The organism is Aeromicrobium flavum, from assembly GCF_007992115.1.
Taxonomy (GTDB): domain Bacteria; phylum Actinomycetota; class Actinomycetes; order Propionibacteriales; family Nocardioidaceae; genus Aeromicrobium; species Aeromicrobium flavum.
The window spans coordinates 80,851-104,149 of the sequence record NZ_BJZQ01000012.1; the positions used below are offsets into that span (position 1 = coordinate 80,851).

30 protein-coding genes are annotated in these 23,299 nt (G+C 71.4%); 24 read left to right on the forward strand and 6 right to left on the reverse strand.

Annotated elements, in window-relative coordinates; genetic code table 11:
• Window positions 1-84 precede the first annotated feature (84 nt).
• Genes AFL01nite_RS11430 through dapB form a run of 6 tightly spaced genes read left to right on the forward strand, consistent with a single transcriptional unit; the run spans window position 85 to window position 6,011 of the window.
• Window positions 85-987, forward strand: coding sequence for a carbohydrate ABC transporter permease (locus AFL01nite_RS11430; protein WP_146827807.1), 903 nt, complete (start codon window positions 85-87; stop codon window positions 985-987).
• A 1-nt stretch (window position 988) separates the two neighbouring features.
• Window positions 989-1,828 carry a carbohydrate ABC transporter permease gene (locus AFL01nite_RS11435; protein ID WP_146827808.1) on the forward strand — a complete coding sequence of 280 codons (840 nt, stop codon included), beginning with the start codon at window positions 989-991 and terminating at the stop codon, window positions 1,826-1,828.
• The gene (locus tag AFL01nite_RS11440; protein ID WP_146827809.1) at window positions 1,825-3,183 is read left to right on the forward strand and encodes a GH1 family beta-glucosidase; all 1,359 of its coding nucleotides are present in this window, start codon (window positions 1,825-1,827) and stop codon (window positions 3,181-3,183) included. The genes AFL01nite_RS11435 and AFL01nite_RS11440 overlap by 4 nt, the downstream gene beginning before the upstream one ends.
• Complete coding sequence (locus AFL01nite_RS11445; RefSeq protein ID WP_146827810.1) at window positions 3,180-4,184, forward strand: LacI family DNA-binding transcriptional regulator; 1,005 nt, start codon at window positions 3,180-3,182, stop codon at window positions 4,182-4,184. Before AFL01nite_RS11440 ends, AFL01nite_RS11445 begins: the two co-directional genes overlap by 4 nt.
• A complete protein-coding gene (locus AFL01nite_RS11450; RefSeq protein ID WP_146827811.1) occupies window positions 4,181-5,254 on the forward strand; it encodes an ABC transporter ATP-binding protein in 1,074 nt (357 codons plus the stop codon). The genes AFL01nite_RS11445 and AFL01nite_RS11450 overlap by 4 nt, the downstream gene beginning before the upstream one ends.
• Before the next feature lie 10 nt (window positions 5,255-5,264).
• Window positions 5,265-6,011 carry a 4-hydroxy-tetrahydrodipicolinate reductase gene (gene dapB, locus AFL01nite_RS11455; protein ID WP_146827812.1) on the forward strand — a complete coding sequence of 249 codons (747 nt, stop codon included), beginning with the start codon at window positions 5,265-5,267 and terminating at the stop codon, window positions 6,009-6,011.
• 5 nt (window positions 6,012-6,016) lie between these two features.
• Here dapB and AFL01nite_RS11460 read toward each other — a convergent pair whose 3' ends face one another.
• Window positions 6,017-6,412, reverse strand: a complete 396-nt coding sequence (locus AFL01nite_RS11460) for a RidA family protein (RefSeq protein WP_146827813.1) — start codon at window positions 6,410-6,412, stop codon at window positions 6,017-6,019.
• A gap of 121 nt (window positions 6,413-6,533) precedes the next feature.
• Between AFL01nite_RS11460 and AFL01nite_RS11465 the strand changes: the two genes are divergently transcribed.
• A complete protein-coding gene (locus AFL01nite_RS11465) occupies window positions 6,534-7,517 on the forward strand; it encodes a helix-turn-helix transcriptional regulator (RefSeq protein WP_146827814.1) in 984 nt (327 codons plus the stop codon).
• 4 nt (window positions 7,518-7,521) lie between these two features.
• Here AFL01nite_RS11465 and AFL01nite_RS11470 read toward each other — a convergent pair whose 3' ends face one another.
• Genes AFL01nite_RS11470 through AFL01nite_RS11485 form a run of 4 tightly spaced genes read right to left on the reverse strand, consistent with a single transcriptional unit; the run spans window position 7,522 to window position 9,497 of the window.
• Window positions 7,522-7,833, reverse strand: a complete 312-nt coding sequence (locus AFL01nite_RS11470; RefSeq protein WP_146827815.1) for an AzlD domain-containing protein — start codon at window positions 7,831-7,833, stop codon at window positions 7,522-7,524.
• Window positions 7,826-8,518, reverse strand: a complete 693-nt coding sequence (locus tag AFL01nite_RS11475) for an AzlC family ABC transporter permease (protein WP_146827816.1) — start codon at window positions 8,516-8,518, stop codon at window positions 7,826-7,828. The genes AFL01nite_RS11470 and AFL01nite_RS11475 overlap by 8 nt, the downstream gene beginning before the upstream one ends.
• Window positions 8,515-9,045, reverse strand: a complete 531-nt coding sequence (locus tag AFL01nite_RS11480) for a GNAT family N-acetyltransferase (RefSeq protein ID WP_146827817.1) — start codon at window positions 9,043-9,045, stop codon at window positions 8,515-8,517. The genes AFL01nite_RS11475 and AFL01nite_RS11480 overlap by 4 nt, the downstream gene beginning before the upstream one ends.
• Window positions 9,042-9,497: a hypothetical protein gene (locus tag AFL01nite_RS11485; RefSeq protein ID WP_146827818.1), complete on the reverse strand. Its 456-nt coding sequence runs from the start codon at window positions 9,495-9,497 to the stop codon at window positions 9,042-9,044. Before AFL01nite_RS11485 ends, AFL01nite_RS11480 begins: the two co-directional genes overlap by 4 nt.
• A gap of 93 nt (window positions 9,498-9,590) precedes the next feature.
• On the opposite strand from AFL01nite_RS11485, the gene AFL01nite_RS11490 reads away from it, so the two are divergent.
• The 3 genes from AFL01nite_RS11490 to AFL01nite_RS11500 are packed head-to-tail and all read left to right on the forward strand — an operon-like array spanning window position 9,591 to window position 11,298.
• The gene (locus tag AFL01nite_RS11490; protein WP_146827819.1) at window positions 9,591-10,385 is read left to right on the forward strand and encodes a thymidylate synthase; all 795 of its coding nucleotides are present in this window, start codon (window positions 9,591-9,593) and stop codon (window positions 10,383-10,385) included.
• Window positions 10,385-10,873, forward strand: coding sequence for a dihydrofolate reductase (locus AFL01nite_RS11495; protein ID WP_146827820.1), 489 nt, complete (start codon window positions 10,385-10,387; stop codon window positions 10,871-10,873). The genes AFL01nite_RS11490 and AFL01nite_RS11495 overlap by 1 nt, the downstream gene beginning before the upstream one ends.
• Before the next feature lie 56 nt (window positions 10,874-10,929).
• Window positions 10,930-11,298, forward strand: a complete 369-nt coding sequence (locus tag AFL01nite_RS11500) for a VOC family protein (protein WP_146827821.1) — start codon at window positions 10,930-10,932, stop codon at window positions 11,296-11,298.
• Window positions 11,299-11,301: 3 nt separating this feature from the next.
• On the opposite strand, the gene AFL01nite_RS11505 is transcribed toward AFL01nite_RS11500, so the two are convergent.
• A complete protein-coding gene (locus AFL01nite_RS11505; protein ID WP_186813925.1) occupies window positions 11,302-12,087 on the reverse strand; it encodes a thioesterase family protein in 786 nt (261 codons plus the stop codon).
• Between the two features lie 49 nt (window positions 12,088-12,136).
• Here AFL01nite_RS11505 and dapA point away from each other — a divergent pair, with 49 nt between their 5' ends.
• The 14 genes from dapA to AFL01nite_RS11575 form a co-directional block, all read left to right on the forward strand.
• Complete coding sequence (gene dapA, locus AFL01nite_RS11510; protein ID WP_146827823.1) at window positions 12,137-13,048, forward strand: 4-hydroxy-tetrahydrodipicolinate synthase; 912 nt, start codon at window positions 12,137-12,139, stop codon at window positions 13,046-13,048.
• Window positions 13,045-14,724: a ribonuclease J gene (locus tag AFL01nite_RS11515; protein WP_146827824.1), complete on the forward strand. Its 1,680-nt coding sequence runs from the start codon at window positions 13,045-13,047 to the stop codon at window positions 14,722-14,724. Before dapA ends, AFL01nite_RS11515 begins: the two co-directional genes overlap by 4 nt.
• A gap of 75 nt (window positions 14,725-14,799) precedes the next feature.
• A complete protein-coding gene (locus tag AFL01nite_RS11520; RefSeq protein ID WP_146827825.1) occupies window positions 14,800-15,507 on the forward strand; it encodes a sirohydrochlorin chelatase in 708 nt (235 codons plus the stop codon).
• Window positions 15,508-15,570: 63 nt separating this feature from the next.
• Window positions 15,571-18,009, forward strand: coding sequence for an FtsK/SpoIIIE family DNA translocase (locus AFL01nite_RS11525; protein WP_146827826.1), 2,439 nt, complete (start codon window positions 15,571-15,573; stop codon window positions 18,007-18,009).
• An 82-nt stretch (window positions 18,010-18,091) separates the two neighbouring features.
• A complete protein-coding gene (locus AFL01nite_RS11530; protein WP_146827827.1) occupies window positions 18,092-18,406 on the forward strand; it encodes a CD225/dispanin family protein in 315 nt (104 codons plus the stop codon).
• 10 nt (window positions 18,407-18,416) lie between these two features.
• The gene (locus AFL01nite_RS11535; RefSeq protein ID WP_186813927.1) at window positions 18,417-18,848 is read left to right on the forward strand and encodes a DUF2752 domain-containing protein; all 432 of its coding nucleotides are present in this window, start codon (window positions 18,417-18,419) and stop codon (window positions 18,846-18,848) included.
• A gap of 15 nt (window positions 18,849-18,863) precedes the next feature.
• Complete coding sequence (locus AFL01nite_RS11540; RefSeq protein WP_146827828.1) at window positions 18,864-19,499, forward strand: CDP-alcohol phosphatidyltransferase family protein; 636 nt, start codon at window positions 18,864-18,866, stop codon at window positions 19,497-19,499.
• Window positions 19,496-20,029 (forward strand): CinA family protein, encoded by a 534-nt coding sequence (locus AFL01nite_RS11545; RefSeq protein ID WP_146827829.1) that lies wholly within the window; start codon window positions 19,496-19,498, stop codon window positions 20,027-20,029. The genes AFL01nite_RS11540 and AFL01nite_RS11545 overlap by 4 nt, the downstream gene beginning before the upstream one ends.
• Window positions 20,013-20,309 carry a helix-turn-helix domain-containing protein gene (locus tag AFL01nite_RS11550; protein ID WP_146827830.1) on the forward strand — a complete coding sequence of 99 codons (297 nt, stop codon included), beginning with the start codon at window positions 20,013-20,015 and terminating at the stop codon, window positions 20,307-20,309. Before AFL01nite_RS11545 ends, AFL01nite_RS11550 begins: the two co-directional genes overlap by 17 nt.
• A complete protein-coding gene (locus AFL01nite_RS11555; protein WP_146827831.1) occupies window positions 20,306-20,500 on the forward strand; it encodes a DUF3046 domain-containing protein in 195 nt (64 codons plus the stop codon). Before AFL01nite_RS11550 ends, AFL01nite_RS11555 begins: the two co-directional genes overlap by 4 nt.
• Before the next feature lie 15 nt (window positions 20,501-20,515).
• Complete coding sequence (locus AFL01nite_RS11560; RefSeq protein ID WP_146827832.1) at window positions 20,516-21,064, forward strand: type 1 glutamine amidotransferase domain-containing protein; 549 nt, start codon at window positions 20,516-20,518, stop codon at window positions 21,062-21,064.
• Between the two features lie 233 nt (window positions 21,065-21,297).
• Entirely contained in the window at window positions 21,298-22,410 is a 1,113-nt protein-coding gene (gene recA, locus AFL01nite_RS11565; protein WP_146827833.1) for a recombinase RecA, read from the forward strand.
• Window positions 22,410-22,928, forward strand: a complete 519-nt coding sequence (locus tag AFL01nite_RS11570) for a regulatory protein RecX (protein ID WP_146827834.1) — start codon at window positions 22,410-22,412, stop codon at window positions 22,926-22,928. The genes recA and AFL01nite_RS11570 overlap by 1 nt, the downstream gene beginning before the upstream one ends.
• A gap of 37 nt (window positions 22,929-22,965) precedes the next feature.
• Window positions 22,966-23,299, forward strand: a 334-nt coding sequence (locus AFL01nite_RS11575) for an ATP-binding cassette domain-containing protein (RefSeq protein ID WP_146827835.1), incomplete at its 3' end; no start/stop codon positions are given.

Here is a 23,299-nt window from a genome sequence, read left to right on the forward strand (position 1 = left end):
TGACGCGGCCGGTGTCCGCGCGTTCCTCCAAGGCGCGGACACCGGCTGCCCACGCCCGGACCCCCACTCGGAGAGGATCTCGTCATGGCACGCACGCGACTGGCACGCCAACAGGGCGCCGGACTGGCGTTCGTCTCGCCCTACTTCCTCGTCTTCGCGGTCTTCGGGCTGTTCCCGCTCGTCTACACCGCCTGGGTGTCGATGCACGAGTGGACGCTGCTGGCCGGCAAGGTCGAGTTCGTCGGGCTGGCCAACTACCGCGAGCTGATGGCCGACAGTGCCTTCTGGCGGGCACTGGTCAACACGTTCGGCATCTTCGTGCTGGCGACCGTGCCCCAGCTGATCCTGGCCACCGTGCTGGCGCAGCTGTTGAACACGCGACTGCGGTCGCGGACCTTCTGGCGGATGGGCGTCCTGCTGCCGAACGTGGCCTCGGTCGCGGCCGTCGGCATCATCTTCGGGATGATCTTCGCCCGCGACTTCGGCATCGCCAACTGGTTGCTGGAGCAGATCGGGCTCGATCGGGTCGACTGGCGGGCCCACCGCTGGTCGTCGTGGATCGCCATCGCGGTGATGGTCGACTGGCGCTGGACCGGCTACAACGCCCTCATCCTGCTCGCGGCGCTGCAGTCGGTGCCCAAGGAGCTGTACGAGGCCGCACGCATCGACGGGGCCTCGTCCTGGCGCCAGTTCTGGTCCATCACGGTCCCGATGCTGCGCCCCACCCTGATCTTCGTGACGATCGTCGCGACCATCGGTGGCATCCAGCTGTTCACGGAGCCGCTGCTGTTCAACACCGGCGCCAACGCGATCTCCGGCGGCAACCGCAGCCAGTTCCAGACGGTGGCCATGTACCTGGTCCAGCAGGCCTTCACCGGCCAGCGGTTCGGGTACGCCTCGACGATCGCGTGGGTCCTGTTCCTCATCATCGCCGTCGTCGCGGCGATCAACCTGCTGCTGCTGCGGCGCATCCGATCGGCGGACTGACATGAGCCTTCGCACCCGCGCCGCCGGCGCCTCGCCGCTGATGTACGTCACCCTGACGTTCGTCGTGCTGCTGTCGGCCGCTCCGCTGTACTTCATGCTCGTCATGGCCTCGCGCGCCAACAGCGACATCCTCGGCATCCCGCCGCCGCTGCTGCCCGGCGACCAGCTGGTGTCGAACGTCGACCGCGTCTTCGCCAACGCGGACGTCCAGTTCGCCGAGGCCCTGCTCAACACGCTGATCGTCGCCTCGGTCGCGACGCTGGCCGTCGTGGTCACGTCCGCCCTGGCCGGGTTCGCCTTCGCGAAGCTCAAGTTCCGTGGCCGCAACGTGCTGCTGGTCGTCGTGGTCGCCACGATGATGGTGCCCGTCCAGCTGGGCCTCATCCCGCTCTACATGCTCATGACGAAGCTCGGCCTCGCCGGCGGACTGGCGTCGGTGACGCTGCCGTTCCTGGTCAGCGGCTTCGGCGTGTTCTTCATGCGCCAGTACGCCGCCCAGGCGATCCCCGACGAGCTCATCGAGGCCGCCCGGGTCGACGGCGCCTCCACGCTGCGGATCTTCTGGTCGATCGTCTTCCCGGCGTTGCGCCCGGCGGCCGCGGTGCTCGGCCTGCTGACGTTCATGGAGCGCTGGAACGACTTCCTGTGGCCCTACATCGCGCTCGACTTCGACCATCCCACCGTGCAGGTCGCGCTCTCGCGCCTGTCGGGCGGCTACTACACCGACCAGGCGCTGGTCATGGCCGGGACCCTCATGGGCACCCTGCCGCTCGTCCTGGTGTTCATCCTCTTCGGCCGCCAGATCGTCGGCGGCATCATGGAAGGCGGCCTCAAGTCATGAACGGTCTGAGCGAGCGGTTCGACCCCGGATTCGTGTGGGGTGCGGCGACGTCGGCCTACCAGATCGAGGGGGCCACGTCCGAGGACGGCCGCGGCGCCTCGATCTGGGACACCTTCTGCGCCCAGCCCGGTCGCACCTTCCGCGCCGACAGTGGCGAGGTGGCCGTCGACCACTACCACCGCTGGCCCGAGGACGTCGCGCTCGTGCGCGACCTCGGGCTGGGCGCCTACCGGTTTTCCGTGGCGTGGCCGCGCATCCAGCCGGACGGCCGGGGGCCGGCCGAGCCGCGGGGCCTGGCGTTCTACGACCGGCTGGTCGACGGGCTCCTCGAGGCCGGGATCGAGCCGTGGCCGACGCTGTACCACTGGGACCTGCCCCAGGCCCTCGAGGACGCCGGGGGCTGGCCCGTGCGCGACACCGCCGAGCGGTTCGCCGACTACGCCGCGATCGTGGCCGACGCGCTCGGCGACCGGGTGGCGAACTGGACCACCCTGAACGAGCCCTGGTGCGCGTCCTTCCTCGGCTACGGCGCGGGCATCCACGCGCCCGGCCGCACCGAGCCCGCAGCGGCACTGGCGGCGTCCCACCACCTCCACCTGGCCCACGGCCTCGCGGTGCCGCGGCTGCGTGAGCGCGTGCCCGGGGCGAAGGTGGGGATCACCCTCAACCTGTACGCGATCTCGCCCGCCGACGACACCGGCCGCCACGACGACGCCGTGCGCCGGATCGACGGGCTCATGAACCGGTGGTTCCTCGACCCCGTGCTGCTCGGCCGCTACCCGCAGGACGTCCTCGACGACGTGGCCGGGGTCGGGGGCACGGACGTGATCCGGGCCGGCGACCTCGCGACGATCGCCGCGCCGCTCGACTTCCTGGGCGTCAACTACTACTCGCGGCACGTCGTGGCGGCCGGTCCGTGGCCGGGTGCCTCGGAGGTCGACTTCGTCGAGCGGGACTGGCCGAAGACCGCGTCCGGGTGGGACATCGACCCGGTGGGGCTGGGCGAGGTGCTGGCGCAGGTGCACCGGGACTACCCGCCCCTCCCGATCTACATCACCGAGAACGGCGCGGCGTTCGACGACGTCGTCGGCCCGGACGGCACGGTCGAGGACCATGACCGGATCGCGTTCGTCGCGGGACACCTCGCGGCGCTCGCGGACGCGATCGACGCGGGGGTGGACGTGCGCGGATACTTCGCGTGGTCGCTGCTGGACAACTTCGAGTGGGCCGAGGGGTACGCGAAGCGGTTCGGGATCGTCCACGTCGACTTCGACACGCTGGTCCGCACGCCCAAGGCCAGCGCCCGCTGGTTCGCCGAGCTCGCCCGGGCGAGCAGCACGAAGGAGAGGTCATGACGGACGGTCGCCAACCCACGCTGGAGGAGGTGGCCCGCCTCGCCGGGGTGGGCCGCGGCACCGCGTCGCGGGTCGTCAACGGCTCGGAGCACGTCTCGCCGCACACGCGAGAGGCGGTGGAGCACGCTGTCCGCGAGCTCGGCTACGTGCCGAACCAAGCGGCGCGCTCGCTCAAGACCCGCCGCACCGACACGGTCTCGCTGGTCATCGCCGAGGACGAGGAGCGCGTGTTCGCCGAGCCGTTCTTCGCCGGCCTGGTGCGCGGCATCTCGCGCGCCGTCGACGCGACGTCACGGCGGCTGGTGCTGTCGATGGTGCCGGACGAGTCGCACCTGGAGCGCCTCGGCCAGTTCCTCACGCCCCAGCACGTCGACGGGGTCATGGTCGTGTCGCTGCACGACGCGTTGAGCCTCCCGCAAGGCGCGGGGCTGCCGATCGTCTACGTCGGCCGCCCCCGCGACCCGCTGGCCTGCTTCGTCGACGTCGACAACCGCGGGGGAGCGCGCCGCGCGGTCGACCACATCGTCGAGCGCGGCCGGCGCACGATCGCCTGCATCACCGGCCCCCAGGACATGGCCTCGGGCCGGGACCGTCTCGACGGCTACCGCGACGCGCTCGAGGCGGCGGGGCTGCCCTACGACGAGGACCTGGTCGAGCCGGGCGACTTCAGCGACGCCAGCGGCGTCAGCGGCGCGGCCGCGCTGCTCGAGCGGCGCCCCGACCTCGACGCCGTCTTCGCGGCGAACGACGTGATGGCCCTCGGCGCCCTGCGCGAGCTGTCGCGCCAGGGCCTCGACGTGCCCGGCGACGTCGCACTGGTCGGTTTCGACGGCTCGGCCGCCGCGGCCGCCTCGACCCCCGCCCTCACCACGGTGCGCCAGCCGCTCGGCGACCTCGGTGCCACCGCGGTCGACCTGCTGGCCCGGCGGATCGAGCACCCCGACGACGAGCGGACGTCGGTCATCCTGCCCGCAGAGCTGCAACTGGGAGAGTCGTCATGAGTCGTGTGGTCTTCGAGGGTGCGACCCGGGTGTTCCCCGGGCAGGAGCGGCCGGCGGTCGACCATGTCGACCTCGAGGTCGCCGACGGCGAGTTCCTGGTCCTCGTGGGCCCGTCCGGCTGCGGCAAGTCCACCACGCTGAGAATGCTCGCCGGCCTGGAGGACGTCGACGACGGGCGCATCCTCATCGGCGACCGCGACGTCACCAGGATGCCGCCCAAGGAGCGCGACATCGCCATGGTGTTCCAGAACTACGCGCTGTATCCGCACATGACGGTCGGCGAGAACATGGGCTTCGCGCTGCGGATCGCCAAGGTCCCGAAGGCCGACATCACCACCCGCGTGGCCGAGGCGGCCGAGCTGCTGGGCCTGACCGAGTACCTCGACCGCAAGCCCAAGGCGCTCTCCGGAGGCCAACGCCAGCGCGTGGCGATGGGGCGCGCGATCGTCCGGTCGCCCCGGGTGTTCTGCATGGACGAGCCGCTGTCGAACCTCGACGCCAAGCTGCGGGTCCAGACCCGCACGCAGGTCGCGGCCCTGCAGCGCCGGCTCGGGACGACGACGGTCTACGTGACCCACGACCAGGTCGAGGCGATGACGATGGGCGACCGGGTCGCGGTGCTCAAGGACGGCGTCCTGCAGCAGGTCGCGGCCCCGCGCGAGCTCTACGACCACCCGGTGAACCTCTTCGTGGCCGGGTTCATGGGCTCGCCGGCGATGAACCTGTTCGAACTGCCGGTGATCGACGGTGGGGTGGAGTTCGGCACGCGGATCCTGCCGGTGCCGCGCGAGGCCCTGACGGGGGCGGGCGGCTCCACGGTCGTGGTGGGAGTGCGCCCCGAGAACCTCGCGGTCTCGCACGAGGGCCTGCCGATCGTGGTCGACGTCGTCGAGGAGCTCGGTTCGGACGCCTACCTCTACGGACGGGCCGACGGCGTCACGCCGCCGGTCGTCGCCCGCACGGACTGGCGGAATCCGCCGGTCAAGGGGACCACCACGCACCTCGAGGTCATCGACCCCGACGCGGTCCACCACTTCGACCCCGTCACGGGTCACCGGCTGGGTCGATAGCATCGGGCCCATGACACGGGTGGCGGTACTGGGTGCGAAGGGCCGGATGGGATCGACCTCGGCCGCGGCGATCGAGGCGGCGGACGGGCTCGAGCTCGTCGCCGGGATCGACGTCGGCGACGAGCTCGAGGCGATCGCCGAGGCGCAGGCCGAGGCGGTCCTGGTGTTCACGACGCCGGACGTCGCCTTCGACCAGGCCCGCTGGTGCCTCGAGCGGGGCATCCACGTGGTGATCGGCACCTCTGGCTTCGGTGACGAGAAGGTCGCGCAGCTGCGCGAGATCGTCTCCGGCCACGAGGGCGTCGGCGCGCTGGTCGTCCCCAACTTCTCGATCGGCGCCGTCCTGATGATGCGGTTCGCCGCCGTCGCCGCGCCGTTCTTCGAGTCCGTCGAGGTCATCGAGATGCACCACCCCGACAAGGTCGACGCGCCGTCGGGCACCGCGGTCCGCACCGCCGAGCTGATCGCCGAGGCGCGCCGCGAGGCGGGGTCGGCCGCGCTGCCCGACGCCACGACCACCGACCCCGACGGGGCTCGGGGAGCCAAGGTCGAGGGGATCCCGGTCCACGCCCTGCGCGCCCGCGGGTTCATCGCCTCGCAGGAGGTCGTGCTGGGCGATCCCGGCGAGATCTTCAGCATCCGCCACGACTCGTCGAGTCGTGAGTCGTTCATGCCGGGCGTCGTCGCCGCACTGCAGTGGATCCCGGAGCACCCCGGCGTGACCGTCGGTCTCGACGAGGTCCTCGAGCTCGACTGACCCGGTCAGTCCACGGCGGTTCCCTCGAGCTCGACCAGCTGGCCGGGGATCGCCAGGCGCGTCACGCCCAGCATCGTCGTGGTGGGTGCGACGCCGGAAGCGGCCAGCCGACCGGCGAGGACGCCGTAGTGCGGGAAGAGTGCGTCGACATCGGTCGTGTAGACGGTGAGGCGCACGAGGTTCGCGAGTGTCATGCGCGCCTCGCCGAGCACGGCTTCGAGATTGTCCAGGGCCAGCGCGAGCTGCGCCGCGACGTCCCCCTCATGCTGGGGCCGTCCGTCGGTGCTCATCGCGGTCTGACCCGAGATGTAGAGGGTGCGGGTCTGTCCGGAGACGACCTCGCCCTGGTTGAACCCCAACTCCTGTGACCAGGTCACCGGGTTGACTGCGGTGCGTTCCATCACGACTCCCATCGCTGCGGTCGGGCGCCCGGCGGACCGGTCGGCCGTTGTCTGCGACGCCCACGACCAGCGTCCCGAAGAATCACGTCACCCTGTGTCATGTTTCGGTGATCATGGATCCATGCGTGCGGATCGGCTGGTCTCCCTGGTGCTGCTCCTGCGTCGGCGAGGCCGGATGACCGCCGCCGCACTGGCGAGCGAGCTGGAGGTGTCGGTGCGCACGGTGCTGCGTGACATCGAGGCCCTGTCGACGGCAGGCGTTCCGGTCTACGCCGACCGGGGCCGACACGGCGGCTTCACCCTGCTCCCGGGCTTCCACACGGAGCTCACGGGCCTGAACCATGAGGAGGCGCTCGCGCTGGTGACCGCGGTGTCCGGAGGCAGCCAGAAGGTGTTCGGCCTCAGCTCCGCGCTGGCTTCAGCCATGCGCAAGGTGATCGATGCCCTGCCCGAGGGCCATCGAGTCGCCATGGACGACGCGGCGGAGCGATTCCTGGTCGAGCCCGGGGCCGACCTGCTCTCACGCCGATCGCCGAGCGAGGACATCGCGACATCGGTGATGAGCCAGGTCCGCCACGCCGTGCTCACCGGGCACCGGCTTCGCTTCGAGTACTCCGCCCCGGACCAGGCACCGCGCGTGCACACGGTCGACCCTCTCGGGCTGGTCACCGTCCGTGGCCGCACCTACCTGCTGGCGTCGAAGTCCGGCGAGGATCGCACCTACCGGGTCTCCCGCATGGTGGATGCCGAGGCGCTCCCTGAACCGGCGGAACGTTCCGCGAGCATCGATCTCGAGCGCAGTTGGATCGAGCGCAGCGCCCGATTCCTCTCGGCGGATCACCTCGCCGTGGTCGTGAGGGTCGCCCCGTGGCGCCAGGAGGAGCTGCTCGACATGGCCCGCGCCGTGCGGGCCGAGGAACCGGAGGCAGACGGCTGGGTCCGCCTGGACGTGACGTTCGAGGACCTGCGGCACGCCGTGTGGGCGATCTGGCAGCTCGACACCGGCGCGGAGGTCCTCGCGCCCGATGCGTTGCGCTCCGCCCTCCACGGCCGCGCGACGGCCCTCGCCGCCCGGTACGAGGATCCGCGGGCGGGGCCGCCGTGAAGGATCAGCCGCCGAGGGCGCGCACCAGCGCCGCGGTCGCCGCTGCGGCGATCAGCATCACCAGGAACGGGACCTTGCGCCACAGCAGCACGGCGGCCACGAGGAGACCGGCCAGCCGGGCGTCGACCACGACCTCGGACCCGTCGGCGAACCCCTGGACCGCCACGAGCGCCGCCAGCAGGCCGACGGGGATGAACGCGGCCGCCCGGACGGTGACGGGATGCTCCAGCAGGCGCTCGGGGATCGACAGTCCCAGCAGCTTGAGCCCGTAGCACCCGACGGCCACCGCGAGCACGCCCCACCACAGCTCAGTCATCGCGGTCGCCGTCCGCGGAGGGGACGAAACGCAGGCCGACCAGGACGGCGACCAGGCCGCCGATGATGATCGGCGCGCCGGGCGGCGTGAACGGCACCAGCCCGAGCGCCACCGCCGCAGCCAGCAGGGCCAGCAGGCGCGAGGACGGCGAGTCGAGCCGCGGCCACAGCAATCCCAGGAACGCGGCGGCCACGGCGGCGTCGAGCCCGATCGCGCGCGGGTCGCCGATGCTCTCGCCCGCGACCGCGCCCACGAGGGTCATGACGTTCCAGATCAGGAAGATCGTCAGTCCGGTCCAGTAGAAGCCCAGCCGGGCCTGCCGGGGATCGTCGCGCACCACCGCCATCGCGGTCGACTCGTCGATCACGACGTGGGCCGTCGCGAGCCGGCGCCACCCCTTCAGCCGCAGGACGGGCGCCAGGGTGATCCCGTAGAACGTGTTGCGCACGCCCAGCAGGACGGCGGTCAGGGCGCCGGTCGCCGGCGAGCCGCCGGCGGCCACGACGCCGAGGAAGGCGAACTGCGAGGCGCCCGTGAACGCCAGCAGCGACAGCGCACAGGCCTGCCACACGGACAGGCCGCCGGTGGTGGCGAGGGCACCGAAGCTGACGCCGTACAGGCCGACGCCGATGCCGACACCGAGGGAGTCGGCGATGACCTGCCGGTCGCTGGTCGACTCGCTCACGTCAGCGTGGTGTGGAGCCGGATCTGCTTGAGCGGGCCCGTGACGGCGGCGAACTCGCGGTGCGCGCCGTCCGGCGCCCAGCCCGAGGCCAGCAGCCACGCGCGCAGGACGTCGTCGGTGGGGGAGACCCACCAGACCGCCCGCTCGAAGCCGTCGGCCCGCACCGTGTCGACGCACGCGTGCAGCAGTCGCGAGCCGTGGCCGAGGTTGCGGTGGTCGACGCCCACGACGAACTCGCCGATCTCGGCGTCCCGGATCTGGTCGGCGTCGGGGTCGTGGCAGGGATGCACGAGGGCGAAGCCGCGCACCGTCGCCCGCTCGAGGGCGACGAGGGCCCGCATCCGGGCGTCGCGCGGCGCACTGATCAGCTGGCTCCAGCGGGCCGTCATGACGGTCTCGTCGAGGGCGTCGAGCTCGTCGGCCTCGACCACGTCGCCGTACGTGCGCAGCCAGTGGGCTCGCTGGACGGCGGCGATCGCGGGGGCGTCGTCGGGCCACGCGAGCCGGACGGAGACGTCGGAGCTCATCGCGCGAACGCCTCGCGCAGACCCGAGTCGGCGCCGTCGCGCTCCAGCGCCGTGGCGAACCGGTCGACGTTGCGTCGCGTGGGCCACGTGCCGAAGGTGAGCGCAGCCAGGGCGGGGACGACCGCCACCAGTAGCACGAGGCCGCCGATGAGGCCGGAGAGGCCCAGCACCGCCGAGACGACGAGCGGGACCTCGAGGACGAGGAACGCCCGGGCGATGTGCGAGGAGAGCCGGCGCATCGCGGTGCCCTGCGGGGCGGGCTCGTCGGCAGGCAGGCTCCCGGCGCCGGACCACCAGCGCGAGACGAGCGCGGTGGCGGCGAACACCAGGGCGATCAGGGCCAGCGCGGCCCACCAGCGGGCGCCGGGGTCGCCGTCGCGACCGAAGACGGCCACCACGAGGACGGCGAAGACTGCGGTGACTCCGAGCTGGAGGGCGACGAATCGCTTCACGTCCGCTGGGGTCGGAGCGAGGGGTTCCGGCACGCGCGTCAGTATTCCACGTCACGCCGACGGATCGTCGGGCCGCGTTGCTAGTCTGCGGACATGCAGGCCTACCTCGATCTCGTCCGCAGGATCCTCGACGAGGGGGTGGCCAAGGGTGACCGCACCGGCACCGGCACGCGCAGCGTCTTCGGGCACCAGATGCGGTTCGACCTGGCCGAGGGGTTCCCCGTCGTCACCACCAAGAAGGTGCACCTCAAGAGCGTCGTCGCCGAGCTGCTGTGGTTCATCCGCGGCGACACGAACACCCAGTACCTGCGCGACCACGGCGTCACGATCTGGGACGAGTGGGCCGACGAGAACGGCGACCTCGGCCCCATCTACGGCTACCAGTGGCGCTCCTGGCCCACCCCCGGCGGCGAGCACATCGACCAGCTGCGCGCCGTCATCGAGGCGATCAGAACCGACCCGAACTCGCGACGGCACATCGTCAGCGCCTGGAACGTGGCCGACCTCGACGCGATGGCGCTGGCCCCCTGCCACGCGTTCTTCCAGTTCCACGTCGCCGACGGCAAGTTGAGCTGCCAGCTCTACCAGCGCTCGGCCGACGTCTTCCTCGGCGTCCCCTTCAACATCGCCTCCTACGCGCTGCTGACGCAGATGGTCGCCCAGCTCACCGGCCTCGAGCCCGGCGAGTTCATCTGGACCGGCGGCGACTGCCACCTCTACGTCAACCACCTCGACCAGGCGCGCGAGCAGCTCACCCGCGACCCGCTGCCGCTGCCCACGCTGCGGCTCGACCCCGCGATCACCGACATCGACGACTTCACGCTCGAGTCGATCGCGATCGAGGGGTACACGTCGCACGCCGCCATCAAGGCGCCGATCGCCGTCTGATGGGCGTCACGATCGTCGTGGCCGTGGGCGACAACGGCGTCATTGGCCATGAGGGCGGCATGCCGTGGCCGCGCACGGGAGACATGCGCCAGTTCAAGGAGCTCACGTGGGGGCACCCGGTCGTGATGGGCCGGGCCACGTACGAGTCGATCGGGCGTCCGCTCCCGGGCCGCACGTCCGTCGTGCTGACCCGGCGTGCCGACTGGGACCCGGGCGATCCCGCGGTCATCGTCGCGGGCGACCTGGACACCGCGCTCGATCGGGCACGCGAGGTCGACGGCGAGGTCTTCCTCGTCGGCGGGGCGACGGTGTACGACGAGGCGCTCGAGCGTGGACTCGTCGACACGATGGTGGTCACGCACGTCCCGCTCAGCCCCGACGGCGACGCCTTCTTCGGGCCCATCGACCCCGCGCGCTGGATCGAGGTCGATCGTCTGCGCCACGCGGGCACGCCCGACTACGAGATCGCCACGTACGTCCGCCGCTGACCCTTGTCGCCGGCTCGTCCCCGTCCGACACTGGCGGGAACGAGAGGAGACATCCCATGGCACACGGTGACATCACGCACGTCGACATCCCGGTGGCCGACACCCGGCGCGCCCAGGAGTTCTACGGCCGGCTGTTCGGCTGGAAGATGACCGAGTACCCCGGTTTCGAGGGCTACCCGATGTGGCAGGCACCCAACGAGATCAGCGGGGGCGGACTCGCACCGCGCTCGGAGGGCTTCACCCAGCCGCGCTCGTACGTCGAGGTCGACTCCATCGAGGAGACGCTCGCCGCGGCCAAGGAGCAGGGCGCGCGCGTCGTGATGGAGCGCCAGCCCATCTCCGAGACGAGCTGGTGGGCGATCTTCGAGGACCCCGACGGCAACGTCATTGGGCTCTACGAGGGCGTCACCGACACCCCCGACTGACCCTCAGAGCAGGATCGCGAGCTGGCGCGACTGGGCCAGCAGGCGGCCCTGGTCGTCCCACAGCTCGCCGTCCTCCTCGTGGAAGCCCTCCGCGACGTGCCGGGTACTGAAGCGCGAGGCGACCCATCCGCCCTGCTCGGGCAGGCGGTGGAAGTGCACCGTCAGCTGCACGGTCATCGACTTCATCTGGCCCAGCTCCATCACGGGCGGGGGAGAGGCGTCGGTCAGGAGCGCCACGGCCGGCCAGTCGATCGCGGTGCCTCCATCGAGGCGCTGCCACAGCGTCGTGGTGGGGTCGCCCGTCGGCTCGCCCGTCGCCCATCCGGGCACCTCGGCCATCCGGTACTCGATCCGGCCGAACAGCCCGTCGGTCGGCATGCCCAGCTCGCGCGGGTCGGGCAGCGTGGCGGGGTCGGGGAGCGCCGGGGCCGCGCCGAGCTCCTGGGAGGGCCCGTGGTGGTCGCGCGCGAAGCTCGCGGTCATGCGGGCGAGGGGTCGGCCGTCGCAGCCGAGGTCGACGTCGACGGTCTGGACGCGGCGCCCGAGCTTCACGGGCGTCACCGTCAGCGTGGCCGTGGTGCCCGGCTCGGGGGAGGCGAAGTAGGTGATGGCGGCGACCGCGGGACGGCCCACGTCCGTGGTGTCCATCGCGGCGCGCAGCATCGCGGCCAGCACCCAGCCGCCGTTCGGCTTACCCAGGGGAGTGTTCCAGCGGTCGGTCACCTCGAGCGTCAGCGTGCCGTCGTCGGCACGGGTCGCGAGGGTGTCCTGCGGATAGTGGTCGGTCACCGGTTCATCCTGCCCGAGAGGTCCGACAGCGTGGCGGTAACCTCGGTACATGACGTCTCCGCTCGCCACCGAGGCCGCGCCGTTCGGTCGTCTCCTGACCGCGATGGCCACGCCGTTCACCACCGACGGCGAGCTCGACCTCGATGCCGCCGCCGCCTTGGCCACCCATCTGGTCGACAACGGTAGCGACGGCCTCGTCGTCAGCGGCACCACCGGCGAGTCGCCCACCACCACGGGCGCGGAGGACGGCCGCCTGCTGGCCGCCGTGATCGAGGCCGTCGGCGACCGCGCCGCGATCCTCGCCGGCGTCGGCACCAACGACACCCGCCACACCGTCGAGCTCGCCGAGCAGGCGGTCCGCGCGGGCGTCGACGGCCTGCTGCTCGTCTCCCCGTACTACAGCAAGCCCCCGCAGTCGGGTCTGCTGGCCAACATCGATGCCGTCGCGGCCGCGGGCGGCGACACGCCGATCATGCTCTACGACATCGTCGGTCGCACCGGCGTCGAGATCAGCGAGGCCACCTACGCCGAGTTGGAGTCGCGCCCGACCGTCGTGGCCGTCAAGGACGCGTCCGCCGACCTCGTCCGCGGTGCGCGCCTGCGCGCCAACTCGAGCCTGGCGCTCTACGCCGGCGACGACGCGCTGGCCCTGCCGTGGCTGGCGCTCGGTGCGGTGGGGGTCGTCAGCGTGGTCAGCCACGTCGCGGCGGCCCGCATCAAGGCCATGATCGAGGCCGTCGACGCCGGCGACCTCGCCCGGGCGCGCGACATCGACAACGAACTCCTTCCCCTGATCCACGCGATCATGGGCCAGACGCAGGGTGCGATCGCCGCCAAGGCGGCCGTCGCCGAACTCGGCGTCATCCCTCACGCGGGCGTGCGACTGCCGCTCACTCCCGCGACGGACGAACAAGTCCAGGTCATTCGAGCGGCACTCAAGGACGCTGATCTACTGGCATGAGCCATATGCACACCGAACTTCCCACTCCCGCCCCGCTCGCGCCGGGCGCCATGCGCGTCGTCCCGTTGGGGGGTCTGGGCGAGATCGGTCGCAACATGACCGTCTTCGAGTTCGACGGCAAGCTGCTGATCGTCGACTGCGGGGTGCTGTTCCCCGAGGAGCACCAGCCGGGCGTCGACCTGATCCTGCCCGACTTCGCGCCCATCCGTGAGCGCCTCGACGACATCGTCGGCCTCGTGCTGACGCACGGTCACGAGGACCACATCGGCGGCGTGCCGTACCTGCTGCGCGAGCGCGGGAACATCCCCGTGATCGGCTCGAAGCTGACGCTGGCGCTGCTGGCGCCGAAGCTCAAGGAGCACCGCCTGAAGGACGTGCCGATGCACGTCGTCAGCGAGAACGACGTCGAGTCCTTCGGCCCGTTCGAGTGCGAGTTCGTCGCGGTCAACCATTCCATCCCGGACGCGCTGGCCGTGGCGATCAAGACCGCCGCCGGCGTCGCGCTGCACACCGGCGACTTCAAGATGGACCAGCTGCCGCTCGACGGCCGCATCACCGACCTGCGGGCGTTCGCGCGCCTCGGCGAGGCCGGCGTCGACCTGTTCCTGACCGACTCGACCAACTCCGAGGTGCCCGGCTTCACGACCGCCGAGAAGTCGATCACCCCGGCGATCGACGCGGTGTTCGCGCGCAGCAAGAAGCGCATCATCGTCGCGTCCTTCGCCTCGCACATCCACCGCGTCCAGCAGGTGCTCGACGCCGCGGTCAAGCACAACCGCAAGGTCGCGTACGTCGGCCGGTCGATGGTGCGCAACATGCAGATCGCCCGCGAGCTGGGCTACCTCAAGGTGCCGGACGGCGTGGTCGTCGACTCGATCGACGCCGCCCCGCCGGAGCGCATGGTGCTCATGTCCACCGGCTCGCAGGGCGAGCCCATGGCGGCCCTGTCGCGCATCGCCAACCGCACGCACCCGCAGGTGCACCTCGAGCCGGGCGACACCGTGCTGCTCGCCTCGTCGCTGATCCCCGGCAACGAGAACGCGATCTACCGCGTGATCGACGGCCTGACCAAGCTGGGTGCGAACGTCGTGCACAAGGGCAACGCGCTGGTGCACGTGTCCGGTCACGCGTCGGCCGGCGAGCTGCTCTACTGCTACAACATCGTCCAGCCGTCGAACGTGATGCCGGTGCACGGCGAGATCCGCCACCTGCACGCCAACGCGGCGCTGGCCCGCCAGACCGGCGTGCCCAACACGATCATCGCCGAGGACGGCTACGCCGTGGACCTCATCGACGGTCACGCCGAGATCGCCGGCGCCTACGAGGTGGGCTACGTCTACGTCGACGGCGCCTCGATCGGCGACGTCACCGACTCCGACCTCAAGGACCGGCGCACGTTGGCGGCCGAGGGCTTCATCTCGGTCATCGCCGTCATCGACTCCACGACGGGCAAGATCGTCAGCGGACCCGAGATCCACGCCCGCGGCCTGGCCGAGGACGACTCGGTCTTCGACGCCATCCAGCCCAAGCTCGTCAGCTCCCTGGAGGAGGCGCTCGCCGAGGGCGCGCGCGACACGGCGGCCCTGCAGCAGGTCATGCGTCGCGTCATCGGCTCGTTCGCCGGCCGCCGCCTGCGTCGTCGGCCGCTGATCGTCCCGGTGGTGCTCGAGGCCTGACACCTCGCGTCACTCGTTACCCAACCTCGCCGGGGCTGTAACCCGGGGGAAACAGATCCTCACCACGCTGAAGGGGTGAGGACCCGGATCATCGTGTGCAGCCATGGAACGACCTCGCACCAAGGTCGTTCCGCCATCGCGTCGCTCGTGAACTCGGTCCGGCGTCATGCGCAGGGGGCCGAGGTCGTCGACGCGTTCGTCGACGTCCAACAGCCGTCCCTGGGCGACGTCGTGGCCGAGACGTCGGGGCCCCGGGTCATCGTGCCGTTGGTCCTGACCCATGACGTGGCCGCGACGCGGCTGCTGCAGGAGGCGGCGGCCGACGACCCGCGCGTGCGCGTGGCGCCGGCCATGGGTCCCGACTGGGTCCTGGCCGAGATCGGCGTGCGCCGCCTGATCGAGGCGGGCGCGCGCCCGTCCGACACGATCGTGATGGTGGCACCGCACGCCGACGGCCCCCGCGCGCTGGCCGACGTGTCGAAGGCCGCCCGGCTGCTCAGCGCCGTGTGGGGCGGACCGGTGCACGTCGGCGTCGTCGACGGCGTCGGCACGCCGGTCGACGAGGCCCTCGACGTCGCCCGGGCCCACAACCAGCGCGTCGTGGTCTCGATGTACGCCCTCGCGTCCGGCGAGGGCGCCTCCGCCATCGGTCGCCTCGGCGCCGACGTCGTCACGGCCCCGCTGCTGGGAGCCGGGGCCCCCGACCAGCGACTCGTCTCCCTCGCGCTCGAGCGGGCGGACGTCCTGCCGTTCCCGGGCGAGCTGGGGCTGGCCAGCCACTGACCCCGGCCGCGTCTGCGGCGTGGGTCCGTGAGAACTCTCAGGTTCTGGTTTAGCCTTGCCAGCATGGCGACCCGAACGTCTTCCCCGCCGCGCAAGCGGCCGTCCGGCAGCCAGGCCCGCAAGAAGCCCGCGCCGCGCAAGCAACCTGCCCGCAAGGCGCCGGCGCCGCGTACCGGTCCTGGTCCACTGAGTGTTGCCCTCTCGGGCATCCTGCGCGCCTCCACGGCCTTCTGGCTGGGACTGGCCGGCGTGGTGGGGGCGATCGCCCGCAGCATCGGCCACAGCGCCCGCGAGCTCGACGCCGAGCAGCGCCGCGACGGCGTCGGCCTGGCGCTGATCTCGCTGGCGCTCGTCACCGCCGCGTCGGTGTGGTGGGACATCCCCGGCGGCGTCGGTGCCGCCGTGCGCCGCGTCACGACCGGCTCGGTCGGCGTCCTGGCGTGGGCCGTCCCGATCCTGCTGGCCGTCGTCGCCTGGCGCACCCTGCGTCATCCCGACCGCAACGGACCCGCCGGTCGCCAGGTCATCGGCTGGGCCGCCATCGTCGGTGGCGTCCTCGGCCTCGTGCACCTCGCGCACGGCACGCCCCGCCCGAGCGACCCCGACATGTCCGACGCCGGGGGAGCGGTGGGCTTCCTGTTCTCGGCGATCCTCGTCGACCTGCTCAAGACCGGCTGGGTCGTCGCGCCGATCCTCGTCCTCGTCGTGATCTTCGGCGTCCTCGTGGTCACGGCCACGCCGCTGTACGCCGTGCCCGACCGGGTCCGCGGCGTCTTCGACAAGGCCCTGGGCCGCGAGAAGGCCGCGCCCGTCGCAGAGGCGACGCCGGAGCCCGTCAAGAAGCGCCACCCGCGCACCGTGCCGATCCCCGACGAGCCCTTCGAGAACCCGCTCGTCGACGGACCCGACGACGACCGCCAGGTGCCGGTCAGCTTCACGCCGCCCGTCCCGGCCGTCTCCGAGCCCGAGCCCCAGCCGGAGCTCAAGCCGCTCGAGCCGCTGCCCGTCCGCGCCGAGCAGCTGGCCCTCTCCGGCGACATCGTCTACACGCTGCCCGAGCCGAGCGCCCTGAAGGAGGGCACGCCGCCCAAGGCCCGTTCGGCCGCGTCCGACGAGGTCGTCGGCCGCCTCACCGAGGTGCTCGAGCAGTTCCAGATCGACGCCACCGTCACCGGCTACACGCGTGGGCCGACGGTCACGCGCTACGAGGTCGAGCTCGGCCCGGCCGTCAAGGTCGAGAAGGTCACCGCCCTCAGCAAGAACATCGCGTACGCCGTCGCCTCCAACGAGGTGCGCATCCTCTCGCCCATCCCGGGCAAGAGCGCGATCGGCGTCGAGATCCCCAACGTCGACAAGGAGATGGTCTCCCTCGGCGACGTCCTGCGGTCGAACAAGGCCCGCAGCGACCACCACCCGATGGTGATCGGCCTGGGCAAGGACGTCGAGGGCGGCTACGTCGTGGCCAACCTCGCGAAGATGCCCCACCTCCTGGTCGCTGGCGCGACCGGCTCGGGCAAGTCGAGCTTCGTGAACTCGATGATCTCGTCGATCCTCATGCGGTCCACCCCCGACGAGGTCCGGATGATCCTGGTCGACCCGAAGCGGGTCGAGCTGAACGCCTACGAGGGCATCCCGCACCTCATCACGCCGATCATCACGAACCCGAAGAAGGCCGCCGAGGCGCTGGCGTGGGTCGTGCGCGAGATGGACCTGCGCTACGACGACCTCGCCAACTTCGGCTACCGGCACATCGACGACTACAACAAGGCCGTCGTGTCCGGCAAGGTGCAGCCGCCCCCGGGCAGCGAGCGCGTGCTCACCCCGTACCCGTACCTGCTGGTCGTGGTCGACGAGCTCGCCGACCTGATGATGGTGGCCCCGCGCGACGTCGAGGACTCGATCGTGCGCATCACGCAGCTGGCCCGTGCCGCGGGCATTCACCTGGTGCTGGCCACCCAGCGTCCCAGCGTCGACGTGGTCACGGGCCTGATCAAGGCCAACGTCCCCAGCCGTCTGGCGTTCGCGACAAGCTCGCTGGCCGACAGCCGCGTCATCCTGGACCAGCCCGGCGCCGAGAAGCTGGTCGGCCAGGGCGACGGCCTGTTCCTGCCCATGGGCGCCAACAAGACGATGCGCATGCAGGGCGCCTGGATCACCGAGGCCGAGATCGAGACCATCGTCAACCACTGCAAGGAGCAGCTGCAGCCGTCCTACCGCGACGACGTCACGGCGCCCCAAGCGGCGAAGCGCGAGCTCGACGACGACATCGGCGACGACATGGACCTGGTGCTGCAGGCGGTCGAACTCGTGGTCAACACGCAGTTCGGCTCCACCTCGATGCTCCAGCGCAAGCTGCGGGTCGGCTTCGCGAAGGCGGGCCGCCTGATGGACATCCTCGAGAGCCGCGGCGTCGTCGGGCCCAGCGAGGGGTCGAAGGCGCGCGACGTCCTGGTCAAGCCCGACGACCTGTCCGACGTGTTGGCGAGCATCCAGGTCGGCTGAGCCACTAGGCTCAGCGCACCAGCATCAACATGTAAACCACCGTGTTCTCCCTCGGGGGGGACGGTGACACGAAAGGGAATGCATGTCCTACAACGCTCCGCCTCCGCCGCCCTCGGGACCGGTCGGCCAGACGCCGCCGCCGAACAACCTCGTGTGGGCCATCCTCACGACGCTGTTCTGCTGCCTTCCGCTCGGCGTGGTCTCGATCGTGTACGCGGCCCAGGTCAACGGCAAGTTCGCCGCCGGCGACCTCGCCGGAGCCCAGGAGTCGTCGCGCAAGGCCAAGCAGTGGGCCATCTGGTCCGCGGTGGTCGGCGTCGTCGTCATCCTCATCTACATCGCGGTCATCATCATCGCGGCGTCCAGCGGCACGTCCACGTCGACGACGAGCCTCTGACCTGAGCGACGTGACCCAGCGCCCCGCGCCCGCCGGAGAGATCCGGCGGCGCGGGGCGCTCTCGTTCGCGGCCGTCACCGTCGCCGGCCTGGCCGCGACGGCCGTCGTCGCCACGGTCTCGCCGGAGGAGTCGGGGCACTACCCGACCTGTCCGTTCCTGGCCGTCACAGGCCTGTACTGCCCCGGGTGCGGCAGCCTGCGCACCGTCCACGCGCTGGCGCAGGGCGACGTCGCCACAGCGTGGGACCGCAACCCGCTGGCCGTCCTGCTCCTCCCGCTCGTGCTCGTGGCGTGGGCCGCGTGGGGACTGCGGCTGCTGGGCCGGCGCGCGTGGCACCCCAGCCGCGTCCCGGCGCGCTGGATCTGGGCCCTGCTGGTCGTGGTGCTGGCGTACTGGGTGGCGCGGAACGTGCCCGGATGGACGTGGCTCTCACCCTCCTGAGCCATACTGAGCCCCATGGATTCGTCGCTCCCGGCAGACAAGCCGAGCAACTGGAACGTCCCGAACGCCCTCACGGTCATCCGCATCCTGGGCGTCCCGGTGTTCGGGTGGCTGCTGCTGCACGACGGTGGCGAGTCCGTCGGCTACCGCATCGCCGCCTGGGCGGCCTTCGCGGTGCTCATGGCCACCGACAAGATCGACGGCGACATCGCGCGCAAGCACAACCTGGTCACCGACTTCGGCAAGATGGCCGACCCGATCGCCGACAAGGCGCTCACCGGGATGGCGTTCATCGGACTGGCGATCCTCTTCGACGACCAGGCCTGGGGGCCGGTCTTCTGGGCCGCCGTGGTCGCGATGCTCGTGCGCGAGTGGGGCATCACCGTCATGCGCATGGTCATGGTCCGTCGCGGCTTCGTCATGCCGGCCGGACGCGGCGGCAAGCTCAAGACCGTCCTGCAGTCGGTCGCCATCGCCGGCTACTGCCTCCCGTTCGAGCTGTGGGGCGGCGTCGTGCCCACCGGCCTGCTGTGGATCACCCACGTCGTGATGGCGGCCGCGCTGGCCCTCGCCCTGGTCACGGGCGTCCAGTACGTCGTCGACGCCCGACGGCTGGCCGCGCAGGCGCCGGCCGACGACGTCGTCCGGTGAGCCCGGTCTCCGCCGCCGACGTGGTGGCGGCGCTGCGCGCGGCCGGACAGACCGTCGCCACCGCCGAGTCGCTCACGGGCGGCCTGGTCTGCGCGACGCTGGTCGACGTCCCCGGGGCGTCCGACGTCGTGCGCGGGGCGGTGGTGGCCTACCAGCCCGACGTCAAGACGGCCGTCCTCGGCGTCGACGCCGACCTGATCGCCCGCGAGGGCACCGTGAACCCGGCGGTGGCCGAGCAGTTGGCGCTGGGGGTCAGGGACCGGCTGGGCGCCACGTGGGGCCTCGGCACGACCGGGGTGGCCGGCCCGGGCCCGTCCGAGGGACACCCGCCCGGCACGGTGCACCTCGCCGTCGCCGGCCCCGACGGAGTGGTGTCGCGGCGCCTCGAGCTGTCCGGCGACCGGGACGCGGTGCGGCGTTCGGCGGTCCGCGCCGTCCTGGCGGACCTGCACTATAGGCTGGGGAAGAACAGCGGCCCGACAGACGTTGAGCCTCACAGGGAAGGTGGTGGCGATGACCGCGATGCGTGAACTCATCGGCGACGTGCTCCGGGCACGTCGGCTCGCCGAAGGCCTGACCCTGCGCGACGTCTCCGAGCGGGCGCGGATCAGCCTCGGGTACATCTCCGAGGTCGAGCGCGGCCAGAAGGAGGCCAGCTCCGAGCTGCTCGCCGCCTTGGCCCAGGCGCTCGAGGTGCCGCTGAGCAAGGTTCTGCTCGACGTCAGCTCCCTGCTTGAGCTCGAGGAGGCTGCGGATCTGGCGACCGTGTCGTCGATCGCACGTGAAGAGGCCCGGGCCTCCGCCGCGTGAGGCACAGCGAGTTCTGGAAGCGGATGGAGGCGGCCCTCGGGGCCTCCTACGCGTCGTCGTGGGCCCACCAGCAGGCGATCACGGCGCTGGGCGGACGCACCCCGATGGAGGCACTCGAGGCGGGCGTCGACCCGCAACAGGTGTGGCGAGCGGTGCACGCCGCGCTCGACCTGCCGTCACGCGATCGCTGAGTTAGCGTCGGGGACATGAGCGACCTTCCCGACCTGACCGGCAAGCGCGTCGCGATCATCGCGACCGACCACTTCGAGGAGTCCGAACTCACGACTCCCCGCAACAGCCTCGAGGACGCTGGTGCGGACGTGCGGATCTTCGCCCCCCACGGCGGCACCCTGCAGGCGATGCAGGGAGACGTCGAGCAGAGCATCTCGGTGCGCGTCGACGGCACCCTGGACGAGTTCGACCAGGACTGGCCCGACGCCTTCGTCTTCCCCGGCGGCACCGTCAACGCCGACCACCTCCGCGTCGACGAGCAGGCCCAGCGGATCGCCACGAAGGCGCTCGAGTCCGGCGCCCCCGTCGCCGCGATCTGCCATGCGCCGTGGCTGCTGGTCTCGGCCGGCCTCGTCGAGGGCAAGCGCCTGACGAGCTTCCCGAGCCTGGCGGTCGACGTCCGCAACGCCGGCGGCGAGTGGGTGGACGAGACCGTCGTCGTGGACGGCAACCTGATCACCAGCCGCAACCCCGACGACCTCCCGGCCTTCGTCGGCGCCATCGCCGACGCGCTCGTCGCGTAGTCCCGCGTCGATCCGGTCCACCGCCCCGTCCGTTCCGGACGGGGCGGTGGTGTTCGGCGTGTCGGACTTCCGTCGAACACCTGTTCGGCCTAGGCTCGTTCCACAGGCCGACGGTGAGGTCGGGCGTCATCCACAGACGAGTCGACGAGGCTCACGAATGTCAGTGAGTCCGCCTACCGTCGAAGATGGCCCGCCACCACGACCGTGACGGTCGACGACACGAAGGACGCCCCATGGCTAAGAACACCAGCACGACTGGTTCGAACCGCGACATCCCCAAGGACCGCGCCAACAAGGACAAGGCGATCGAGAACGCGCTCGCGCAGATCGACCGCTCGTACGGCAAGGGTGCCGTGATGCGTCTGGGCGACCAGGCCCGTGCGCCGATCGAGATCATCCCCACCGGCGCCATCTCCCTGGACGTCGCGCTCGGCATCGGCGGGCTGCCGCGCGGTCGTGTCGTCGAGATCTATGGTCCGGAGTCCTCGGGCAAGACGACGGTCGCCCTGCACGCGGTGGCCAACGCCCAGAAGGCCGGCGGCGTCGCGGCGTTCATCGACGCCGAGCACGCGCTCGATCCCGAGTACGCCCGCAAGCTGGGTGTCGACACCGACGCCCTGCTGGTGTCGCAGCCCGACTCCGGCGAGCAGGCCCTCGAGATCGCCGACATGCTGATCCGCTCCGGCGCGCTCGACATCATCGTCATCGACTCCGTGGCGGCCCTGGTGCCTCGCGCGGAGATCGACGGCGAGATGGGCGACAGTCACGTCGGCCTGCAGGCCCGCCTCATGAGCCAGGCGCTGCGCAAGATGACCGGTGCGATCAACGGCTCGGGCACGACCGCGATCTTCATCAACCAGCTGCGCGAGAAGATCGGCGTCATGTTCGGCAGCCCCGAGACCACGACCGGCGGCAAGGCGCTCAAGTTCTACGCCTCGGTCCGCCTCGACGTGCGTCGCATCGAGACGCTCAAGGACGGCACCGACATGGTCGGCAACCGCACCCGCGTCAAGGTCGTCAAGAACAAGATGGCGCCGCCGTTCAAGCAGGCCGAGTTCGACATCATGTACGGCCAGGGCATCAGCCGCGAGGGCAGCCTGATCGACATGGGCGTCGAGGCGGGCTTCGTCCGCAAGGCCGGTGCCTGGTACACGTACGAGGGCGATCAGCTGGGCCAGGGCAAGGAGAACGCGCGCAACTTCCTGCGCGACAACCCCGACCTGGCCGACGAGATCGACAAGCGGATCCTGGAGCACCTCGGCATCGGTGCGAAGCTCGACGAGCCCGCCGACGCCGCCCCGGTGGCCGACGACCTGGCGGGCGACCTCTCGGCCGCCGACTTCTGATGATCGACCCGACGGATCCGGACTCGGATCCGCGGGCGGTCGTCGTCGCGGGCCGGACGATCGCGATGGATCGTCTGGCCGCGCGCGACCGCAGCCGCGGTGAGCTGCTCGACGCGCTGGCGCGCCGGAAGTTCCCCGAGGACGTGGCCACCGTCGTGGTCGACCAGCTCGAGTACGAGGGGCTGGTCGACGACGAGCGCTTCGCGCGCCTCTGGGTTGAGCAGCGCGGTCGGTCCAAGGGCCTGGCGCGGTCGGTGCTGCGGATGGAACTGCAGCGCAAGAAGGTCGCGTCGGAGATCATCGATGTCGTGCTCGAGGACGTCGATCCCGACGGCGAGCGGCAGGCGGCGCACCGGCTGGTCCAGCGCAAGCTGCGCTCGGTCCAGGGTCTAGACCAGTCCGTCCAGGTCCGCCGGCTCACCGCGATGCTCGCCCGCAAGGGGTACGCACCGCAGGTCGCCTTCGACGTGGTCCGCGCCGAGCTCGACGCCGAGGCCGAACCGCTCGAGTCGATGTGATGTCGGGGCGGGCGTCGCGTCACCGTACGATCGCGAGGTGAGTGCCACCTTGGTCGCCAAGGGCCTGTCCGGGGGACATGCCCACCGCACCCTCTTCGCGGATCTGGACCTGACGGTCGCTCCGGGCGACGTCGTGGGGGTCGTCGGGGCCAACGGGGCGGGCAAGTCCACCCTCCTGAGCCTGCTGGCGGGCCGGGCGGCGCCCCTGGCCGGGTCGGTGACCACGGCACCGTCCGACGCCTTCGTCGGCTGGCTCCCGCAGGAGCACGAGCGCCGTCCGGGAGAGACGGTCGGAGCGTACCTCGCCCGTCGCACCGGAGCGGCGGCCGCCACGGGGGCGATGGAGGCCACTGCCGCCGATCTCGGCTCCC

Excerpts from the sequence above, each read along its gene's own strand:
- AFL01nite_RS11430 (WP_146827807.1), top strand. The coding sequence starts at position 85 with ATGGCACGCACGCGACTGGCACGCCAACAGGGCGCCGGACTGGCGTTC.
- AFL01nite_RS11435 (WP_146827808.1), top strand. The coding sequence starts at position 989 with ATGAGCCTTCGCACCCGCGCCGCCGGCGCCTCGCCGCTGATGTACGTC.
- AFL01nite_RS11440 (WP_146827809.1), top strand. The coding sequence starts at position 1,825 with ATGAACGGTCTGAGCGAGCGGTTCGACCCCGGATTCGTGTGGGGTGCG.
- AFL01nite_RS11445 (WP_146827810.1), top strand. The coding sequence starts at position 3,180 with ATGACGGACGGTCGCCAACCCACGCTGGAGGAGGTGGCCCGCCTCGCC.
- AFL01nite_RS11450 (WP_146827811.1), top strand. The coding sequence starts at position 4,181 with ATGAGTCGTGTGGTCTTCGAGGGTGCGACCCGGGTGTTCCCCGGGCAG.
- dapB (WP_146827812.1), top strand. The coding sequence starts at position 5,265 with ATGACACGGGTGGCGGTACTGGGTGCGAAGGGCCGGATGGGATCGACC.
- AFL01nite_RS11460 (WP_146827813.1), bottom strand. The coding sequence starts at position 6,412 with ATGGAACGCACCGCAGTCAACCCGGTGACCTGGTCACAGGAGTTGGGG.
- AFL01nite_RS11465 (WP_146827814.1), top strand. The coding sequence starts at position 6,534 with ATGCGTGCGGATCGGCTGGTCTCCCTGGTGCTGCTCCTGCGTCGGCGA.
- AFL01nite_RS11470 (WP_146827815.1), bottom strand. The coding sequence starts at position 7,833 with ATGACTGAGCTGTGGTGGGGCGTGCTCGCGGTGGCCGTCGGGTGCTAC.
- AFL01nite_RS11480 (WP_146827817.1), bottom strand. The coding sequence starts at position 9,045 with ATGAGCTCCGACGTCTCCGTCCGGCTCGCGTGGCCCGACGACGCCCCC.
- AFL01nite_RS11490 (WP_146827819.1), top strand. The coding sequence starts at position 9,591 with ATGCAGGCCTACCTCGATCTCGTCCGCAGGATCCTCGACGAGGGGGTG.
- AFL01nite_RS11495 (WP_146827820.1), top strand. The coding sequence starts at position 10,385 with ATGGGCGTCACGATCGTCGTGGCCGTGGGCGACAACGGCGTCATTGGC.
- AFL01nite_RS11500 (WP_146827821.1), top strand. The coding sequence starts at position 10,930 with ATGGCACACGGTGACATCACGCACGTCGACATCCCGGTGGCCGACACC.
- dapA (WP_146827823.1), top strand. The coding sequence starts at position 12,137 with ATGACGTCTCCGCTCGCCACCGAGGCCGCGCCGTTCGGTCGTCTCCTG.
- AFL01nite_RS11515 (WP_146827824.1), top strand. The coding sequence starts at position 13,045 with ATGAGCCATATGCACACCGAACTTCCCACTCCCGCCCCGCTCGCGCCG.
- AFL01nite_RS11525 (WP_146827826.1), top strand. The coding sequence starts at position 15,571 with ATGGCGACCCGAACGTCTTCCCCGCCGCGCAAGCGGCCGTCCGGCAGC.
- AFL01nite_RS11530 (WP_146827827.1), top strand. The coding sequence starts at position 18,092 with ATGTCCTACAACGCTCCGCCTCCGCCGCCCTCGGGACCGGTCGGCCAG.
- AFL01nite_RS11540 (WP_146827828.1), top strand. The coding sequence starts at position 18,864 with ATGGATTCGTCGCTCCCGGCAGACAAGCCGAGCAACTGGAACGTCCCG.
- AFL01nite_RS11550 (WP_146827830.1), top strand. The coding sequence starts at position 20,013 with ATGACCGCGATGCGTGAACTCATCGGCGACGTGCTCCGGGCACGTCGG.
- AFL01nite_RS11560 (WP_146827832.1), top strand. The coding sequence starts at position 20,516 with ATGAGCGACCTTCCCGACCTGACCGGCAAGCGCGTCGCGATCATCGCG.
- recA (WP_146827833.1), top strand. The coding sequence starts at position 21,298 with ATGGCTAAGAACACCAGCACGACTGGTTCGAACCGCGACATCCCCAAG.
- AFL01nite_RS11570 (WP_146827834.1), top strand. The coding sequence starts at position 22,410 with ATGATCGACCCGACGGATCCGGACTCGGATCCGCGGGCGGTCGTCGTC.